The sequence below is a fragment of the Gillisia xinjiangensis genome, from assembly GCF_046298265.1.
GTDB classification, from domain to species: domain Bacteria; phylum Bacteroidota; class Bacteroidia; order Flavobacteriales; family Flavobacteriaceae; genus Gillisia; species Gillisia xinjiangensis.
Map to the genome: position 1 here is coordinate 338,402 of NZ_JBKAHK010000004.1, position 18,051 is coordinate 356,452.

An 18,051-nucleotide genomic window follows, 5' to 3' on the forward strand; every position below is an offset into this window, starting at 1 on the left:
TTAATTTAGAATGCAAAGATAGGGATTTTAAGAAAGTTGAGGCGCCCTAAAAGCCGTATCTCTTTAATTTGCTACCTCACTAATAAATTTAATTCTGTAGAGGCGTAATTCTTCATCCTCATACTCTCCGTCGAATTCCTCCATGGCATCTTCGATCTTATCGGTTTCGGCTTCAAGAAAATATTCGTGTATTTCTTCCTGTTGCTCTTCATCCAGGAGATCATCCAGCCAGTAATCTATATTGAGTTTTGTTCCGCTAAAAACAATGGCTTCCATCTCTTTAATAAATTGTGGCATTTCCATGCCTTTAGCCGAAGCGATATCATTCAGCGGTAATTTTCTGTCTACACTCTGAATGATATAAAGTTTTAATCCGCTGTTTGCACCGGTGGATTTCACCACCAGGTCATCCGGACGAAGTATCTCGTTTTCATCGACATAGGTTTTGATGAAATCTACAAATTCATTGCCGAATTTTTTTGCTTTTCCCTCTCCAACGCCGTGAATATTGCTTAATTCTTCCAAAGTTATAGGATATTTCAAAGCCATATCCTCCAGTGAAAAATCCTGAAAAACAACAAAAGGGGGAACATTGCGTTTCTTGGCGACCCTTTTCCGCAGGTCTTTAAGCATTTTCACAAGCTTTTGATCCACGCCACTTCCTTCACCTTTAGCGGGTCCTGGAACAGCCTGGGTGGTATTGTCAAAAACATGATCCTCGGTCATCATAAATGAGGTTGGATTTTTTATGAAATCCGCTCCTTTTTCGGTGAGTTTTACCGTGCCGTAGGTTTCGATATCCTTTTTCAACATTCCGGCTACAAGTACCTGACGGATCAAGGCCATCCAGTATTTTGAATCCTTGTCACCACCTTTTCCAAAAAGCGGGTGCTCATCGGTTTTATGGGAAAGTATCACCGCATTGGCTTTCCCAATAAGGGTGTTTACTACTTCCTTGGATTTATATAACTCATTGGTTTCCTTAACTGTTTTCAGTAAAAGCTCCACGTTTTTAACTGCTTCGCTTTTCTTTTTAGGGTTTCGGACGTTATCGTCCATATTGGCCCCATCTCCTGTTTTACTGTCAAATTCTTCCCCGAAATAATGAAGCAAAAATTTCCTTCGTGACATGGATGTTTCAGCATAGCCAACTACTTCCTGCAATAATGCATGGCCAATTTCCTGTTCGGCTACAGGTTTTCCGCTCATGAACTTTTCGAGCTTTTCTATATCTTTATAGGAATAGAATGCAAGGCAATGCCCTTCTCCTCCATCCCTCCCGGCCCGACCGGTTTCCTGGTAATAACTCTCCAGACTTTTAGGGATATCATGGTGTATTACAAACCGCACATCGGGTTTATCGATCCCCATTCCAAAGGCGATGGTCGCCACCACAACATCTGTATCTTCCATGATAAACATATCCTGATGGCGAATTCGGGTTTTGGGATCGAGCCCGGCGTGATAGGGAACCGCTTTAATTCCGTTTACCTGAAGTGTTTGAGCGAGTTCTTCCACCCTTTTTCGGCTTAAACAATATATGATCCCGGATTTTCCTTCATTCTGTTTTACAAAACGAATAATATCGGCATCTACATTCTTGGTCTTTGGACGGATCTCATAATACAGGTTGGGGCGGTTAAAACTCGCTTTAAAGGTTTTTGCCTCTGGTATCCCAAGATTTTTCAGAATATCTTCCTGAACCTTTGGAGTTGCAGTAGCAGTAAGTCCAATAATTGGAATATTATCGCCTATACGCTTAATGATGGTACGCAAATTCCTGTATTCAGGCCGGAAATCATGTCCCCACTCACTTATACAATGCGCTTCATCTACCGCCATAAAGGAGATCTTCACGCTGCGCAAAAATTCAACATGTTCCTCTTTGGTAAGGGATTCGGGCGCTACATACAGCAATTTGGTGATGCCGTTGGTGATGTCTTCTTTCACCTGCCGTACTTCCGATTTATTAAGGGATGAATTAAGTACGTGAGCAACTCCGTGTTCCGAAGAGATCCCGCGAATTGCATCCACCTGGTTTTTCATTAAGGCGATAAGGGGTGAAACCACGATCGCGGTTCCCTCGGCTATTAAAGCCGGCAATTGGTAACACAAGGATTTCCCACCTCCTGTGGGCATAATCACAAAAGTATTGTGCCCGTTGACAATACTGGTAATCACTTGTTCCTGAAGGCCTTTGAATTGACTAAATCCAAAGTACTTTTTAAGCTGTTTGTGTAAATCGATTTCGGTAGGACCCATTCAATTGTGTTACAATTTTACATACATTTGCACTAATAAAGATACATGTTTCTTTAGTATTCACAATTCATAATTTTACAAATTTGAAACTTGAAGAAAAAATCCTTTCTGTAGCCAAAGATACCATTTCCATTGAAGCCAAAGCCATTGCAAATCTGGAGAATTTACTTTCCAGGGAATTCGCACAGGCGGTACAGTGCATCTTTAACTCGAAAGGTAGGGTAATTATTACTGGAATAGGGAAAAGTGCAATTATTGCAGGAAAGATTGTTGCAACCCTTAATTCTACGGGGACTCCTGCCATTTTTATGCACGCTGCAGATGCAATTCACGGAGATCTGGGTACGATTTTAAAAGATGATGTGGTAATTTGTATTTCCAAAAGCGGAGATACTCCCGAAATAAAAGTTCTGGTTCCATTAATTAAAAATTTCAAAAATAAAATTATTGCAATTACCGGGAATAAGGATTCTTTCCTTGGCCAGCAATCAGATTTTGTTTTAAACGCGTATGTAGAGAAGGAAGCCTGCCCCAATAACCTGGCCCCTACCACCAGCACAACCGCGCAATTGGTACTGGGAGATGCGCTGGCGGTTTGTTTACTGGATTTACGGGGCTTTTCCAGTAATGATTTTGCAAAATATCATCCCGGGGGAGCACTTGGTAAAAAATTATATTTAAGGGTGAGCGACATTACCTCCCAGAATTTAAAACCCAGGGTAAGCCCGGAAACAAACGTTAGGGATGTAATTGTAGAAATATCTGAAAAAATGCTGGGTGTGGCTGCTGTAATTGAAGATGAAAAGATAATTGGAATTATTACCGATGGAGACATAAGACGAATGCTTCGGAACAATGAAGCTTTTATACATCTCACCGCGAGAGATATTATGAGCAAGAACCCCAAAACAATAAACCAGGATGCGATGGCGGTGGATGCCCTGGATATGCTCGAAGAATTTAAAATCTCTCAGTTAATAGCACAGGATGGCGAAAAATATGCCGGTGTAGTGCATATTCATAATCTAATACGAGAAGGAATAATATAATGGCAAAAGTAAAAACCCCCAATGAAGAGATGTCGTTTTTAGATCATCTTGAAGACCTTCGCTGGCATTTAATAAGAGCTACTTTAGCCATCGTAATAGCGGCTACGGTAGCATTTCTTGCGAAAGGATTTATTTTTGACGTTCTTTTATTCGGTCCCAGCCAAGGTGATTTCTGGACCTATGACATTTTATGCCGTATCACCAACTTTGTGGGAGTAGACGGCGGATTTTGTTTTCAGGAGCTGCCATTCACTATTCAAAGTCGTACCATGGGAGGCCAATTTGCTGCACATATCTGGGTTTCCATTACCGCAGGTTTTATTATCGCATTTCCATATGTGATCTATGAATTCTGGAAATTCGTAGCTCCGGCAATGAAAACCAATGAAAAAAGCAATGCCCGGGGATTCATTTTTATCTCCTCGCTCCTCTTCTTTTTAGGGGTTTTATTCGGCTATTACGTGATCACGCCTTTATCGATCAATTTCCTGGGAAAATATCAGGTAAGTGAACTTGTGCTTAACGAATTTGACATCAGTAGTTATATCAGCCTTGTAAGGGCTTCTGTTCTTGCCAGCGGATTGATATTTGAATTACCTATAATCATTTTTTTCCTTACCAAAGTTGGGGTTATCACGCCGCAATTCCTAAGGACCTACAGAAAATATGCTCTTGTTCTTGTACTTATATTTTCAGCAATTATTACCCCTCCAGATATCGTTTCTCAAATAATTGTGGCCATTCCGGTTTTGGTATTGTATGAAATAAGTATTATGATTTCGGCTATTGTATTTAAAAGAGAAGAAAAAAAATTAAGAAAACGAGTATAAATTTATGACAAATCAGGTTGAAGAATTCAATTCATACCGGGAGCGGATGAATGATAAAATTTTGAAAGACAACAATAAAATTATAAAACGCATTTTTAACCTGGACACCAACGCTTTTGCGCCGGGAGCACTGGATATTAAGACCAAGGAATTATTAGGATTGGTTGCATCTACCGTCTTACGTTGTGATGATTGTGTGAGATACCACCTTGAAACCTGCTACAAAGAAGGGATTAGCAAAGAAGAAGTAGTGGAAACCCTTGGAATAGCAACTCTTATTGGCGGAACCATAGTAATCCCGCATTTAAGACGCGCTTATGAATTTTGGGAAGCGCTTGAGGAAAATAGTGCTCAGGTGTAAGTTGTTTTTGAGCTAAATTTTATCTGATTATTATTTTGTATTTTAACAAAACTGCTTCAGAAAATAAAAATCAAAAACCTCAGTGCCAGCCACTGAGGTATGAGCTGGAAAATACTTTTAAAAAGTCGAGGCGAGCTTCGGGGAATTAAACCCTTGATGAGGAAAATTAATCAATTAGCTCATCAATTATTATTGAACATACGAAATGAGCATAACGGAAACTCGATACAAACACCAATGAAGATTTGCGAATTAAATATGACCAATGAAAAACAATAAGGATCCACATATTAAAATGAAGTTATCTGCGGAAAATTTAGTCAAAGCATATAAAGGGAAGGAAGTTGTAAAAGGCATTTCCATAGAAGTGAATCAGGGAGAGATCGTGGGTTTACTGGGGCCTAATGGTGCCGGGAAAACCACTTCTTTTTATATGATCGTTGGCCTTATAAAACCCAATGGAGGAAAGATATTTCTGGACAATATGGAGATCACTAAATTTCCGATGTACAAGCGCGCACAACACGGAATTGGTTATCTGGCTCAGGAAGCCTCAGTATTCAGAAAACTTAGCATCGAAGACAATATCATGAGCGTTTTGGAACTTACCAAAATGACCAAAAAAGAACGGGTAGATAAGATGGAATCCCTTATTGATGAATTTGGTTTGGGTCATATCCGGAAAAACCGCGGAGATCTTTTAAGCGGCGGGGAACGCAGGCGGACAGAGATCGCCCGTGCCCTGGCCACCGATCCTGCCTTTATTCTGCTGGATGAACCTTTTGCAGGAGTAGATCCCGTAGCCGTTGAAGACATTCAGCGAATCGTTGCCCAGCTAAAAAATAAAAATATCGGTATCCTTATCACCGATCATAATGTTCAGGAAACCCTTGCCATAACCGACAGGACTTATCTTATGTTTGAGGGAAGTATTCTCAAACACGGGGAACCGGAAGAACTCGCTGCCGATCCAATGGTACGTAAAGTCTATCTGGGCCAGAATTTTGAACTGAGAAAGAAAAAGATCTTCGATTAAGAAATACCTGGAACTTTAAAGGCTTTCAAGATATAACCTCACAAATTCCCTGGATCTGTGAGTTTTTTTTTTGATTTAAGATTCTGTGGGTTTCAAATTCTCTTTCCTATCCGGAAAAATAATAGACAGGATCACATAACTTAAAATGATAAGTGGGATCGCTATAAACTGAAGCAAAATAAGCATCAGCAAACAGAAGCCTAAAAAGAAATACCGGAGTTTATTCGCTTTAAAAGACCAGTCTGAAAATTTTAAGGCAAAAAGAGGGATTTCCGCATTCAGCATATAGCAACTAACCAATGTTAATCCAATAAGAAACCATTCATTTAAAATAAGTTCCACCGCCCAGGGATTTGGCTGAAAAGCCAGTATCAATGGCAGACTAAGGATAAGCAAGGCATTTGCAGGCGTTGGAAGGCCAATGAAGGAATCGGTTTGGCGGTCGTCTATATTGAATTTTGCGAGTCGGTACGCGGAAGCGGCGGCGATTAACAAACCAACTAGAGCCAGGGTGGGGAAATCCCACTCCCACCAGCTACCTGAATCGGTCCAGTTTGAAACAGGCTTTACTGTTCCCGGCAAAGCCCGGACCAATAACTGATACATTACGATCCCGGGAACGAGTCCGCTGGTGATCACATCGGCCAAAGAATCCAATTGTAATCCCATCTCGCTTTTCACGTTTAACGCCCTGGCGGCAAGTCCGTCAAAAAAATCAAAGAATATTCCCAGTGCAACAAACAAAGCTGCCATTATTAAATTACCCTGTACCGCAAAAATAGTAGCTATTGCACCGCAAAGAAGGTTAAGGATCGTGATAAAGTTAGGAACATGTCGCTTTAGGCTCATATAAAATGTTTTGGTAAAAATAGGAAAAATAATCCCATCATATCCCCACGTCTACAGTGCTTCGGAAACTATGGATGACAAACCTTCAAAAAAAATATTGCCGGGAATGTTTTTTTATTTTCAAATAATAATCGATGATAAAAAATCTGAACCCCTGACTTATAGGTTTATCTAACAAACTCCATTACTTTTGAATTCGTAAAGCTATGATTTAGTTAATCTGAAGTGATAAAGAAAAAAATTTAGATTATAAAAAACAATTCGAAATGTGCGGAATAGCAGGAATAATTTCTTCAAATCCTTCAGAAGAAGAGCTTCTTAAAATGCTGGAAAAGCAGGTCCACCGCGGCCCGGACCATACCGGATCCTTTAACGATAAAGGTTACGCCGCAATTGGGCATAACCGATTATCAATAATTGACCTTTCCACGGCTGCTGATGAACCATTTTGCGATAATTCCGGCAGGTATTATTTAACTTTTAACGGGGAGATCTATAACTACATAGAATTAAAGGAAGAACTAAAAGATTATTACGATTTTCGCACCTCATCAGACACAGAGGTACTGCTTGCATCCTATATTCACTGGGGAAAAAACTGTCTGGAAAAATTCCGGGGAATGTTTGCTTTCGGAATTTGGGACACTGAAAAAAAAGAGCTTTTTGCCGCCAGGGACCGCTTTGGCGTTAAACCTTTTTACTATACTGTTCAGGATGGTTCCTTTTACTTCAGCAGCGAGATCAAAGCCTTACAAATTGTTCCGGGAACAAGCCGGCCAAACGAGAAAGTCTGGGCCAATTACTTCACCTATGGTTCCTACGGGATGCCGGAGAAAACCTTTTATGAAAATATCAGTCAGCTTCCAGGCGGATATTTCCTAAAAAGCTCCCACGGGGAATTTGCTGTTGAAAAATGGTATGATTTTGAGGCTGAAATAGCTAAAATTCCTACCGGATATAGCTTTGAGGAAGCCAAAAAAAAATATTACGACCTTTTAAAAGAAAGCATCTTATTGAGGTTCAGGGCCGATGTTCCGCTGGGTTTTAATATCAGTGGAGGTATTGATAGTTCGCTGCTTCTGGCATTGGTAAACCTGTTCGGAAATAATAAAAAAATAAGGGCTTACACTTTTTTTACAGGAGATGAACGCTATGATGAATTGCCATGGGTTGAGAAAATGATCGCCACGACGGATAATCCATTAACCAGCATAAAATTTAGTTCAGAAGATGTTGAAGAAAGCTCAAAATTCATGAGTAAAGCTCAGGATGAACCTTTTGGAGGGATCCCAACTCTGGCATACTCAGGGATTTTTAAGCGGGCTCAAAAAGATGGAATAAAAGTCCTTCTCGATGGGCAGGGAATGGATGAACAGTGGGCCGGATACGATTATTATTTAGAGAATATGGATTCCGGTTCAACTATTCAGGGAACAGGTTCCGGTAGTCCATTCAGAAAAAATGTCCTTGCCGCTGATTTCGCAGCCCTGGCTGAAAAACCTTCCTACCCTAAACCTTTTGACAATAAACTGCAAAACATGCAGTACCGGGATCTTTTCTTCACTAAAATCCCACGCGCACTCCGTTTTAACGACAGGTTATCGATGGCTTATGGAATCGAATTACGCGAACCTTTTCTCGATCATAAGCTGGTGGAATTTGCCTTTACAATGCCTTCGGAATTTAAAATCCAGAACGGAGCTGGAAAATATATGTTAAGGGAGATTTTAAAACCTCTGGTACCAGCTGATATTTCTTATGCCCCCAAACGCGCGCTCCAAACACCCCAGCGGGAATGGCTGGCAAATGAACTTATAGTCTTCACCGAAGAAAATTTAAATAAGCTGAAACTTTCCCCTGTTGCAGCCTGGTTTAATTTTTCTGAAATTGAAAAAGAATGGAAAGCCTACAAAAATGGAGATAATGAATCCAGCTTTCACATCTGGCAATTGATCAATGTTGCACTGGTTTTCAGGGAATAGCTTTAAAACAACCCAACTAATAACTACACGGTATCAATAAAATTCTTCTCGGTCCTGTTAAAAACGATCAGGCCTATCAGGAATAAAAGAATTGCAGTAACCAGCGTATACGAAAACCCGAACCAGGTAAACGTCCCTGTATCCAGTACCATATATCTGAAACCTTCAATTATATGGGTCAACGGATTGTACTCCACGATCCAGGCATAATCCGGCATTTTGTTTTTCACCTCTTTCAAAGGATAGGGTACTGCAGAAAAATAAAGGAGCAGAGATGTGGCGAAACCAACCAGCACCGTAAGATCCCGGTACTTGGTGGTAAAAGCAGATATGATCATTCCCAGCCCCAGTCCTATCAAGGCCATCATAAGCACATATACCGGAAGAAGCAGCAAATTAAGATTCGGACTAATGTCCACCCCGCTCCATACCACGTATAAATAGGTAATCACCAATACCCCAAACTGAATCCCGAATTTAAACAAATTGGTTATCACATTGGAGAGCGGCATTATCACCCTGGGGAAATATACCTTACCAAATAATCCGGCATTTGCCCTGAAAGTGTCTGAAGTCCCCGTAAGACATTGACTGAAATAATTCCAGGCCGTGATCCCTGCCAGGTTGAATAAAAAAGGAGGAACATCACCCGTAGGGATATTTGCAATGTTGTTAAATACAAGCGTAAAGGTTATCGCCGTGAACATAGGCTGGATAAAATACCACAGCGGCCCAAGAATGGTTTGTTTGTAAACAGTAACTATATTTCGTTTTACGAACAGGATCAATAAATCCTTATAGCGCCAAATTTCCTTGAAATTAAGATCGATAAGCTTCCGCTTAGGTGTTATTTCATATAGCCAGTCGGAATTATTTGCTTCGTTCATTTTAGTAAAAAAGGGCAATTAGGCATTAATTTTTTTAGTCCTTACTTTTGAAAACTTGGATTTTATTGGTCAATCTATTCAAAATTCCTCATCGCTTTCTTCCACCAAGCCTTCAATTTATAAAGCGGGCTTACATTATCATTATAGCCTTTGGTGTAGCGGTTATAGGCATAGCCATAACCGTAACCATAGCCGTAACCATAACCATAGCCATAACCGTATTTAGCGCGGTGGACAAAGTAGTTAAGTACAAAGCTGATATTCTTTATCTCGCCTTTATCATATTTCTCGTTGATACTTTCCAGCATTCCGCGTTTGGTGTAATCCTGACGGACAAGATATAGGGTGGCATCGGCATATTTCACAAGGTTCATAGCATCGGCTACAATTCCAATTGGCGGGGTATCCAGAATGATATAATCGTATTTTTGTTTCAATTCTTCCATTAACACTTCCATTTGATCTGTCATAAGCAGTTCGGAAGGATTTGGGGGAATAGGTCCCGCCGTGATCACATCAAGATGCGGGATCTTGCTCTTCTGGATGATCCCATCCAAAGTATTATTACCTATCAGGTAATTCACGACTCCGGCTTCATTTTCAAGTTCGAAATCATCAAATATCTTGGGTTTACGTAAATCCAGACCTACCAGAACGGTTTTGCGCTCACTCAGGGCAAATACTGTTGCGAGGTTCATCGCACAAAAAGTTTTTCCCTCTCCAGAAACCGAGGAGGTAATCAACACGGTTTTAGAGCCGGTAACTCCCTGTTTTTTATACATGAACTGCAAACTACTCCGCAGTCCCCGGAAACTCTCGGCGATTGCCGACTTTTGCTTGGTGAAAACCACCAGGTTGTTTTCAGATTTATTCTTCCCTATAAGTCCCAGAATTGGAATAGGCGATAACCTGGTAACTTCCTGGGCATTGTGAATATTGGTGTTTAAAAATACAAGCAGAAATACAAACGTGAGCGGAATCACTCCTCCCACCATTAAGGCCATGACGTAATTAAGTTGCGTATTGGGTCCAATTTGTCCGCCGCCGGTATCCTTGGCGTTGTCTATCACCATTACATCACTCACATTAGCCGCTTTCACCAGTCCCGCCTCACTGCGTTTCTCAAGAAACATGTTATAGGTTTTCTCACTAATGCTGTATTTACGCTGAATCTTTAATAAATCCTGTTCCTCCTGCGGAAGTTTCCTGATTTCAATTTCTGCCTGCGCTATCTGGCTATTAATATCTCCCAATTCACGCCTTAACAATCCTGTGGAAGAAGTTATGTTTTCCAGCAATACCGATTTAACCGAATTAATTTGCCTGTCTATATCAGCAAAAACCGGAGAGTTTTCTTTTAAGGAATATTGATATTTGCTGCGCTCTTCAGCTAAAGCCAGGATACGGCCAACCCCGCTAACGATGCTCCCCTCGGCGATTCCCGCCACAGAAGGCGCTGGCACACTGCTGTAATCATTTCGGGTTTGCAGGTAAGCTTCCAGGGTGCTGTAATACGCGAGTTGCCTTCGGATATCCTCTTTTCTTACATCCAGAGTGGAAAGTTTTCCTGAAATTTCGGAACTTTCAGCAGAGATATCAAGGATGGAATTTTTATTTCTGAAGAGATTCAGTTCATCTTCCACCAGCTGTAATTCCTTGGATTTAACATTAAGACTGCTGTCTATAAACCGAATGGTCTTGGTGGCAAACAGGTTTTTTCGCTCCAGCATATTCTGACTTAAAACCGCAACAGTTCCGTTTAAATAATCTACGATTTGAGCCTTGTTATCCCCGGTTAAACTCAGTTTTAAAACCGAAGAATTCTGAGATTCCGGGGAAACCGAAATCCCCTTGTATCGTGCTGCAATCCCATCAAAATTTTGAAAGGATATATAAAAAGGCTTTCCTGGCTGCAGTGCCTGATTAGACCTGTTCACCACTCCCTGGAAAAACGGAAGGTTAATTGGTTCCCCAACTTTAAAATCCCTGCTGAAATCCTGTGGTTCAAGACTTGTGCTCCCCCTCTCTTTTGTACCGTAGTTGAAGGTGTTTATTGTGGCCGGAACCGAAGCTTTAAGGTTAAAGGTTTCTTCGTCTTTAAAAGTGATGGTAATTGGCAGGCCTTGCGACTGTGCGCTTGCGGTATCTGCTTCCACAACAAAGGGGGTGAACCCATAAGCATTCACACGCTGGTATTCCCCGTCCTGCATATAACTAATATAGTATTGCAACCGCTCTACCACCTCTTCATTATGAGAGCGGGAACGCAAAATCGTGATCGCGGTATTCACCTTATCTGAAGTTCCTCCCCAGTTAAAGGTTAGGCTGGTATTAGAAGTGAAAAACGGATTTTGATCATCCTTGATGGAAATGGAATTCCCCAGCTGATAAACCGGAAGTTTGCGCACGTTGTTATAATAGGCAACCGCCAGACTTATGCCTACCGAAACCAAAATAAGCTGCCAGTAACTAATGACCTTGAGCACAAAGCCCTTAAAGTCGAAAGTGGAACCTACATCGGATATGTGATCATCTTCATTTGCCATTTTAGCGAGTAAATATTAGAATGCTTGTGGTCAATAATGTAACAATAGAAACTATGGTTCTAAAAGATTCAATTCCTGTTGTCCCAAGACCTAATGATTTTTGAGGTAATGGATTCACCAGGATAAGGTCATTGGGCTGAATATAATAATACGGACTTTTGGTCGCATTGATATTTGTTAAATCTATATTATGGATCTCCTCTCTGGCCCCGGGATATTGGCGGATTATCTTAATATCGGTCATATCACCAAATTCTGTAATTCCCCCGGCATTGGCTACCGCTTCCATGATACTTACCTGCTCCTTATAGATCACCTGGCTTCCGGAACCTATCTCTCCTAAGGTGGTATATCTTATCCCCGCCAGTTTTACGGTTACAAAAATATTTGCTTCATCTTTAAAATATTGATCCAGCAGTTCCTGCTCTACCTTTTCCCTCACTTCCTGCACGGTAAATCCAAGTACATTGATTTCCCCCAAAGTTGGCACACGGATATTTCCGTGGAGATCTACCGTAAATCCGTCGTAATACATCCGTTCTTCGCCGGTAGCATTGGCATTGGCGTCATTGATAGGATTGAACATTCCAACCAATTCCTGATCCAATGCTTTTACGCGAATGCTCAAAAGGTCGTTTACCTGGATTCGATAGGGTTTTTGAAGTCGCTGAATGGAGATAATACTGTCCACAGCAGCTTCATTCGCCTGTAAATAGGTGATTTTTTTAGTAGGAATACAGGAGGCAAAACTAAATATTACCAGTAAAACGCAAACTATGGATTTATATTTCATAAAGGGGGCTCACTATTAAGCTTACAAATATTTGCGCAATACAATTAAAACTTCCTGTTTCAAAGCCTGCGCTACTGCGATCAAAATCCCGGTTTCCGGTTGATTTACAGAGTTCCGGCGGGGCTATATTCCGCCTTAAAAGTACTCTAAGCAAAACAAATATAAGTGTTGTAACCTAATAATAAAACTATTCTACTTTTATCCCGGAAAAATCTGTCTATTTTTGCAAAAAATTATTCTGTGAATTACCTATCGGTTGAAAATATTGCTAAATCTTTTGGAGAACTTCAGTTGTTCTCAAATATCTCCTTCGGAATAAATGAAGGCCAAAAAGTTGGTTTCGTCGCCAAGAACGGTACGGGAAAGACAACCCTGCTTCATATCCTTGCCGGCACTGAAGCTCCCGATAATGGCCGGGTGGTTTACCGAAAAGACATCACCTCTGCCTTTCTGGCCCAGGAACCGGATCTGGATCCAAAACTCACCGTTGAAGAAACAATTTTTGCTGGAGAGAATGAAACCCTGAAAGTGATTGCCCGTTATGAAAAAGCGCTGGAAAATCCAGATAATGCGGATGCTTATCAAAGAGCATTCGAGGAAATGGATATGTTACAGGCCTGGGATTTTGAAACCCAGTATAAACAGATCCTTTTCAAACTAAAACTGGAGGAACTTGATAAATTGGTTGGAGAACTTTCCGGCGGACAAAAGAAACGTTTGGCCCTTGCCAATATGTTGCTGCACAAACCCGATTTTATAATCATGGATGAACCTACCAACCACCTGGATTTGGATATGATCGAGTGGCTGGAGGAATATTTCAGAAAAGAAAATTTCACGATTTTCATGGTCACGCACGACAGGTATTTCCTGGAGCGTGTTTGTAATGAGATCGTAGAACTGGAAGACGGACAGCTTTACACCTACAAAGGAAATTACTCCTACTACCTCGATAAAAAAGATGCACGCATAGAACTGGATCAAACCAATACCGATAAAGCGAAGCAACTGTTTAAAAAAGAACTGGACTGGATGCGGCGCCAGCCAAAAGCAAGGACAACCAAGTCTAAATCCCGGATCGATGATTTTCACGAGATCAAGGACCGGGCCTCCAAACGCCGGAATGACCACCAGGTGCAACTGGAAATAAATATGGAGCGTGTGGGAAGCAAGATCGTGGAACTGCATAAAATCTCCAAGAGATATGAAGACAAACAACTTCTGGATGGTTTTGAATACAACTTCCAAAAGGGAGAACGAATTGGGATTATAGGCAAGAACGGAACAGGAAAATCTACCTTTCTAAATATATTAACCGGAAAGACAAAACCCGATTCCGGAAAAGTTATCGTAGGTGACACCATCAAATTTGGATACTATACCCAGGGAGGAATACAGGCTAAACCAGGACAGAAGGTGATTGATGTTATCAAGGAGTTTGGGGAGTACATTCCGCTTGCCAAAGGAAGACAAATTTCTGCAGGGCAATTGCTGGAACGCTTTTTATTCGATCGCAAAAAGCAATATGATTTTGTTGAGAAATTAAGCGGTGGTGAACGCAAACGCTTGTATTTGTGCACCGTGCTTATCCAGAATCCCAATTTCCTTATCCTTGATGAACCTACCAACGATCTTGATATTGTAACCCTGAACGTACTGGAGAATTTCCTTTTAGACTTCCCCGGTTGCCTGGTAGTGGTTTCTCACGACCGGTATTTTATGGACAAGATCGTAGATCATCTCTTTGTTTTTAAAGGCAATTCTGAAGTTCAGGATTTCCCGGGAAATTATTCCGATTACAGGGAATATGAAGCAATTCAAACCGCGGAGATCAATGCTGCACCAAAAGCTGAAGTTCCTGCAGAGAAAACAAAAAACTCAACCGACGCTTCCTCGGGACTTACTTACAATGAGAAAAAAGAATTTGGAAAACTGGAGAAAGAGATCCTGAATCTTGAAAAGAGAAAGGAAAAACTACAACAGAAATTCCTGGAAAACCTCAGCGGGAAACAAATCGATGAAGCTTCCCTGGAACTTCAAAAAGTGATAGATGAGATCGAGACAAAAACCGAACGCTGGTTTGAGTTGGGAGCAAAAGTGGAGTAAAACGAAAGGACGGATAAATAAAGATGCCCTACCCGGGCATTCCTTTTAAAAAAACGATGTATCAAATAATCGCTTACATAAAATTCCTCCTGAAATCCACCAATCAGCATGGGGTGCACTCCCCGTTTGTATATAACCTGCTTACCGAATCCCTATACAAAAAAGAGGGAAAACCGTCTTTTAAAACGATTCGTTCTTTTATAAAAGCTGTTCGGTTGGATAACAGGATCATTTCTGTAAAGGATTTTGGGGCCGGAAGCAGGGTTTTTAGATCGAATGAGCGAAAAGTTTCCGATATCGCCAAAAACGCTGCAATTTCCACAAAAAGAGCTCTTTTGTTAAACCGACTTACCTCCTACCTGAACATTAAAACCGCTTTGGAACTGGGAACTTCGTTAGGAATCTCCTCTACCGCGATAACAGCCGGAAATCAGGTGAAACTCGCCACCCTGGAAGGCTGTCCCGAAACTGCCAATATTGCCCGGGAGTATTTTAAAAAGTTTGGATTGAAGAGCATTTCCTTAAAAGTGGGAAATTTTGATGAACTCCTTTCCGCAGAATATTGGAGCGAGGAAATTATGGATGCAACACCTGCGCCGGAACATCAGAAAAAACAAAATGCTCTGGATCTCATTTATTTTGACGGAAATCACCAAAAAGATGCCACTTTAAACTATTTCAACCAGCTACTTCCGCTCGCCCATAACGATTCGGTTTTTATATTCGACGATATTCACTGGTCAAAAGGAATGGAAGAAGCCTGGGAAGAGATTAAAGCACATCCAAGAGTAAGTGTTAGTATAGATTCATTTTTCTGGGGACTGGTTTTCTTCAGGGAAGAACAGGAAAAAGAGCATTTTACACTAAGGTTGTAACAAATGATCTAAAACCACGTCATATAAACACTACAAAAAATCAGAATCAGGATATGAGCAAGGTTATTGAATTACGAAATATCACCAGGGATTTTCCACTTGGGCACGAGATCATCAAAGTTTTAAAGGGAATTAATTTGGATATTGAACGTGGGGAATATGTTGCTTTTATGGGACCTTCGGGTTCAGGAAAATCTACGCTGATGAATTTACTTGGTTGCCTGGACACCCCAACTTCAGGAAGCTATATCCTGAATGGAAATGATGTAAGCAAAATGAGCGATGATGAGCTGGCCGAGATCAGGAATAAGGAGATTGGTTTTGTATTCCAAACTTTCAACCTCCTGCCCCGAACAACCGCTTTGGAAAATGTGGCTTTACCAATGGTGTATGCCGGAGCATCCAAATCTGCCCGTACCGAACGCGCTAAAGAAGTTTTGACAAACGTTGGTCTTGCAGACAGGATGGATCATAAACCCAATCAGCTTTCCGGAGGTCAGCGGCAAAGGGTTGCGGTTGGCCGAGCCCTGGTTAACAAACCTTCCATCATTCTTGCCGATGAACCTACCGGAAACCTGGATTCCATTACCTCTTTAGAAATCATGCATTTGTTCGATGAGATCCACGCAGCCGGAAATACCGTGATAGTGGTAACTCATGAGGAAGAAGTTGCAATGCACGCACACCGCATTATTCGATTAAGGGATGGTGTTATTGAAAGTGATGAAAAAAAGGAAATTATAAATCGCTGATAGCAGTTTACGAAACATTTTAAATTAATTACCAATCGCCTTTCAATAATAACCATTTAGGGGAATTCGGTAAACTTTTCTTATCTTGGTTAAAATTCATCTCACAATGATAGATTTTGATCAGGAAACCTGGATCTATTTAGCCCTTATCGCTATTGCCGTAATTTATTTTATTTGGAACAGCAGCCGAATAAAACAAAATAGAAAAGACCGCAAAAATGAGAATTTCAGAAAACGTTACCTGGAGCGAAAGCGAACTAAAGACCCTCTCCAAAAACGGGGTCAAAGAAACGAGTAACTAATGAGCAAACATCTGAGATTCCAACGACTTCTTCAGTTTAAGCAAAGAAAACATCTTTAATTGGATTCTTTAAAACAATCTCTTTGAAAATCAATTTCTTAGTACAAGTCTGTTAAGCAGTAATTCAGAAACAATATTCACTTTTAATATTAAATTTTCACAAGGAAAGACAGCCTGAATTTTCTTCGTGCCGTAGTTTTCTTTAAAGGTGGGCAATATGCTTTTTCCCTGCACGGAAAAGCATAAGTTTATGAACCCTATATCTGCCGGCTATTTTCTATCTTTGAGCAAAAGAAGCAGCAAAATCAATATAAACAGATGAAGCATTCATAACGAGCTATTCATGCACAGAATAATACTTATTATGGCTGATGCATATGAGCTCTAAAACAATAATAACAAATATGAAAATATATACAAAAACCGGTGATAAAGGCACAACTTCCCTTTTTGGCGGAACCCGCGTTTCCAAACATCATATCCGGATAGAGAGCTACGGAACCGTAGATGAACTCAACTCCCATATAGGCTTGGTTAAAGACCAGGAAGTACAACCGGAAACCCGTGAAATCCTGAACAGGATACAGGACCGTTTATTCACCATAGGATCTACTTTGGCCACCGAACCCGAAAAAGCGACCTTAAAAAGTGGAAAACCACGCCTTAACATTCCAGGAATTACCGAAGAAGATATTTTACTTTTGGAAAATGAAATCGATAAAATGAATGAAGTTTTACCTGAAATGACTCATTTCGTATTGCCGGGAGGACATCAGGCAGTGTCAATTTGTCACATAGCCCGCTGCGTTTGCCGACGCTCAGAACGTATGGCTACAGCGCTTTATGAAATAAGCCCTTTTAGCGAACTGGTATTAAAATATCTGAATCGTTTAAGCGATTACCTGTTTGTGCTGGCACGGAAATTGTCCAAAGATTTAAACGCAAATGAGGTAGAATGGATTCCTGAAAAAGGAATATAAAGACCTTTTTGCAGACTCTGGATTGGCTATAATTAATATGATTTTAACAATTTAGATTATGTTCTTAAAATTATTAGTGAAATAATAGATTTTTTACTTGCCTATTAGCATAAAAAAATTATTTTTGCAAAAAATAAAACCTGATTAATCAATGTATTGGACTTTAGAACTTGCATCCTACCTTAGTGATGCCCCCTGGCCGGCAACAAAAGATGAATTGATTGACTATGCCATCCGGACAGGAGCTCCGCTGGAAGTAGTGGAAAACCTTCAGTCTATTGAAGATGAAGGTGATTCATATGATTCAATTGAAGAAATTTGGCCCGATTATCCTACTGATGAAGATTATCTTTGGAACGAGGATGAATATTAAAAAAGCACAAAGCAAATATTAAAAGGTCTCAAAATTGAGGCCTTTTTTTTGCTTACATTTGAACTTTAT

The 18,051-nt window shown here is 40.6% G+C and carries 16 protein-coding genes; 11 read left to right on the forward strand and 5 right to left on the reverse strand.

Going from position 1 to position 18,051, the window contains the following annotated elements; all coding sequences use genetic code 11:
• Positions 1 to 63: 63 nt before the first annotated feature.
• Positions 64 to 2,262 carry a RecQ family ATP-dependent DNA helicase gene (locus tag ACKGJN_RS08985; RefSeq protein WP_409539153.1) on the reverse strand — a complete coding sequence of 733 codons (2,199 nt, stop codon included), beginning with the start codon at positions 2,260 to 2,262 and terminating at the stop codon, positions 64 to 66.
• A gap of 83 nt (positions 2,263 to 2,345) precedes the next feature.
• On the opposite strand from ACKGJN_RS08985, the gene ACKGJN_RS08990 reads away from it, so the two are divergent.
• From ACKGJN_RS08990 to lptB, 4 genes are all read left to right on the forward strand, one after another.
• Positions 2,346 to 3,311: a KpsF/GutQ family sugar-phosphate isomerase gene (locus ACKGJN_RS08990; RefSeq protein WP_409539154.1), complete on the forward strand. Its 966-nt coding sequence runs from the start codon at positions 2,346 to 2,348 to the stop codon at positions 3,309 to 3,311.
• Entirely contained in the window at positions 3,311 to 4,141 is an 831-nt protein-coding gene (gene tatC / locus ACKGJN_RS08995; RefSeq protein ID WP_409539155.1) for a twin-arginine translocase subunit TatC, read from the forward strand. Before ACKGJN_RS08990 ends, tatC begins: the two co-directional genes overlap by 1 nt.
• A 4-nt stretch (positions 4,142 to 4,145) precedes the next feature.
• Entirely contained in the window at positions 4,146 to 4,502 is a 357-nt protein-coding gene (locus tag ACKGJN_RS09000) for a carboxymuconolactone decarboxylase family protein (protein ID WP_409539156.1), read from the forward strand.
• 295 nt (positions 4,503 to 4,797) lie between these two features.
• The gene (gene lptB / locus ACKGJN_RS09005; protein WP_409539245.1) at positions 4,798 to 5,538 is read left to right on the forward strand and encodes an LPS export ABC transporter ATP-binding protein; all 741 of its coding nucleotides are present in this window, start codon (positions 4,798 to 4,800) and stop codon (positions 5,536 to 5,538) included.
• A gap of 75 nt (positions 5,539 to 5,613) precedes the next feature.
• Here the strand turns inward: lptB and ACKGJN_RS09010 are convergent, their stop codons facing one another.
• The gene (locus tag ACKGJN_RS09010) at positions 5,614 to 6,387 is read right to left on the reverse strand and encodes a CDP-alcohol phosphatidyltransferase family protein (RefSeq protein ID WP_409539157.1); all 774 of its coding nucleotides are present in this window, start codon (positions 6,385 to 6,387) and stop codon (positions 5,614 to 5,616) included.
• Between the two features lie 266 nt (positions 6,388 to 6,653).
• Between ACKGJN_RS09010 and asnB the strand changes: the two genes are divergently transcribed.
• Positions 6,654 to 8,369 (forward strand): asparagine synthase (glutamine-hydrolyzing), encoded by a 1,716-nt coding sequence (gene asnB / locus ACKGJN_RS09015; RefSeq protein WP_409539158.1) that lies wholly within the window; start codon positions 6,654 to 6,656, stop codon positions 8,367 to 8,369.
• Positions 8,370 to 8,392: 23 nt separating this feature from the next.
• Here asnB and ACKGJN_RS09020 read toward each other — a convergent pair whose 3' ends face one another.
• The 3 genes from ACKGJN_RS09020 to ACKGJN_RS09030 form a co-directional block, all read right to left on the reverse strand.
• On the reverse strand, positions 8,393 to 9,256 hold the full coding sequence (locus tag ACKGJN_RS09020) for an ABC transporter permease (RefSeq protein ID WP_409539159.1): 864 nt from the start codon (positions 9,254 to 9,256) through the stop codon (positions 8,393 to 8,395).
• Between the two features lie 74 nt (positions 9,257 to 9,330).
• Entirely contained in the window at positions 9,331 to 11,802 is a 2,472-nt protein-coding gene (locus tag ACKGJN_RS09025) for an exopolysaccharide transport family protein (RefSeq protein ID WP_409539160.1), read from the reverse strand.
• A gap of 1 nt (position 11,803) precedes the next feature.
• On the reverse strand, positions 11,804 to 12,595 hold the full coding sequence (locus tag ACKGJN_RS09030) for a polysaccharide biosynthesis/export family protein (protein WP_409539161.1): 792 nt from the start codon (positions 12,593 to 12,595) through the stop codon (positions 11,804 to 11,806).
• Between the two features lie 240 nt (positions 12,596 to 12,835).
• On the opposite strand from ACKGJN_RS09030, the gene ACKGJN_RS09035 reads away from it, so the two are divergent.
• From ACKGJN_RS09035 to ACKGJN_RS09060, 6 genes are all read left to right on the forward strand, one after another.
• Positions 12,836 to 14,701, forward strand: a complete 1,866-nt coding sequence (locus ACKGJN_RS09035; RefSeq protein WP_409539162.1) for an ABC-F family ATP-binding cassette domain-containing protein — start codon at positions 12,836 to 12,838, stop codon at positions 14,699 to 14,701.
• Between the two features lie 56 nt (positions 14,702 to 14,757).
• On the forward strand, positions 14,758 to 15,576 hold the full coding sequence (locus tag ACKGJN_RS09040; RefSeq protein WP_409539163.1) for an O-methyltransferase: 819 nt from the start codon (positions 14,758 to 14,760) through the stop codon (positions 15,574 to 15,576).
• A 53-nt stretch (positions 15,577 to 15,629) separates the two neighbouring features.
• Complete coding sequence (locus ACKGJN_RS09045; RefSeq protein WP_409539164.1) at positions 15,630 to 16,328, forward strand: ABC transporter ATP-binding protein; 699 nt, start codon at positions 15,630 to 15,632, stop codon at positions 16,326 to 16,328.
• Between the two features lie 106 nt (positions 16,329 to 16,434).
• Positions 16,435 to 16,626 (forward strand): hypothetical protein, encoded by a 192-nt coding sequence (locus ACKGJN_RS09050; RefSeq protein WP_409539165.1) that lies wholly within the window; start codon positions 16,435 to 16,437, stop codon positions 16,624 to 16,626.
• 407 nt (positions 16,627 to 17,033) lie between these two features.
• Positions 17,034 to 17,609, forward strand: coding sequence for a cob(I)yrinic acid a,c-diamide adenosyltransferase (locus ACKGJN_RS09055; RefSeq protein ID WP_409539166.1), 576 nt, complete (start codon positions 17,034 to 17,036; stop codon positions 17,607 to 17,609).
• Positions 17,610 to 17,760: 151 nt separating this feature from the next.
• Entirely contained in the window at positions 17,761 to 17,982 is a 222-nt protein-coding gene (locus ACKGJN_RS09060; protein ID WP_006989959.1) for a DUF2795 domain-containing protein, read from the forward strand.
• Positions 17,983 to 18,051: the final 69 nt, after the last annotated feature.

Excerpts from the sequence above, each read along its gene's own strand:
- ACKGJN_RS09000 (WP_409539156.1), top strand. The coding sequence starts at position 4,146 with ATGACAAATCAGGTTGAAGAATTCAATTCATACCGGGAGCGGATGAAT.
- ACKGJN_RS09060 (WP_006989959.1), top strand. The coding sequence starts at position 17,761 with ATGTATTGGACTTTAGAACTTGCATCCTACCTTAGTGATGCCCCCTGG.
- tatC (WP_409539155.1), top strand. The coding sequence starts at position 3,311 with ATGGCAAAAGTAAAAACCCCCAATGAAGAGATGTCGTTTTTAGATCAT.
- ACKGJN_RS09055 (WP_409539166.1), top strand. The coding sequence starts at position 17,034 with ATGAAAATATATACAAAAACCGGTGATAAAGGCACAACTTCCCTTTTT.
- asnB (WP_409539158.1), top strand. The coding sequence starts at position 6,654 with ATGTGCGGAATAGCAGGAATAATTTCTTCAAATCCTTCAGAAGAAGAG.
- ACKGJN_RS09040 (WP_409539163.1), top strand. The coding sequence starts at position 14,758 with ATGTATCAAATAATCGCTTACATAAAATTCCTCCTGAAATCCACCAAT.
- ACKGJN_RS09025 (WP_409539160.1), bottom strand. The coding sequence starts at position 11,802 with ATGGCAAATGAAGATGATCACATATCCGATGTAGGTTCCACTTTCGAC.
- lptB (WP_409539245.1), top strand. The coding sequence starts at position 4,798 with ATGAAGTTATCTGCGGAAAATTTAGTCAAAGCATATAAAGGGAAGGAA.
- ACKGJN_RS08985 (WP_409539153.1), bottom strand. The coding sequence starts at position 2,262 with ATGGGTCCTACCGAAATCGATTTACACAAACAGCTTAAAAAGTACTTT.
- ACKGJN_RS09010 (WP_409539157.1), bottom strand. The coding sequence starts at position 6,387 with ATGAGCCTAAAGCGACATGTTCCTAACTTTATCACGATCCTTAACCTT.
- ACKGJN_RS09030 (WP_409539161.1), bottom strand. The coding sequence starts at position 12,595 with ATGAAATATAAATCCATAGTTTGCGTTTTACTGGTAATATTTAGTTTT.
- ACKGJN_RS09020 (WP_409539159.1), bottom strand. The coding sequence starts at position 9,256 with ATGAACGAAGCAAATAATTCCGACTGGCTATATGAAATAACACCTAAG.
- ACKGJN_RS09045 (WP_409539164.1), top strand. The coding sequence starts at position 15,630 with ATGAGCAAGGTTATTGAATTACGAAATATCACCAGGGATTTTCCACTT.
- ACKGJN_RS09050 (WP_409539165.1), top strand. The coding sequence starts at position 16,435 with ATGATAGATTTTGATCAGGAAACCTGGATCTATTTAGCCCTTATCGCT.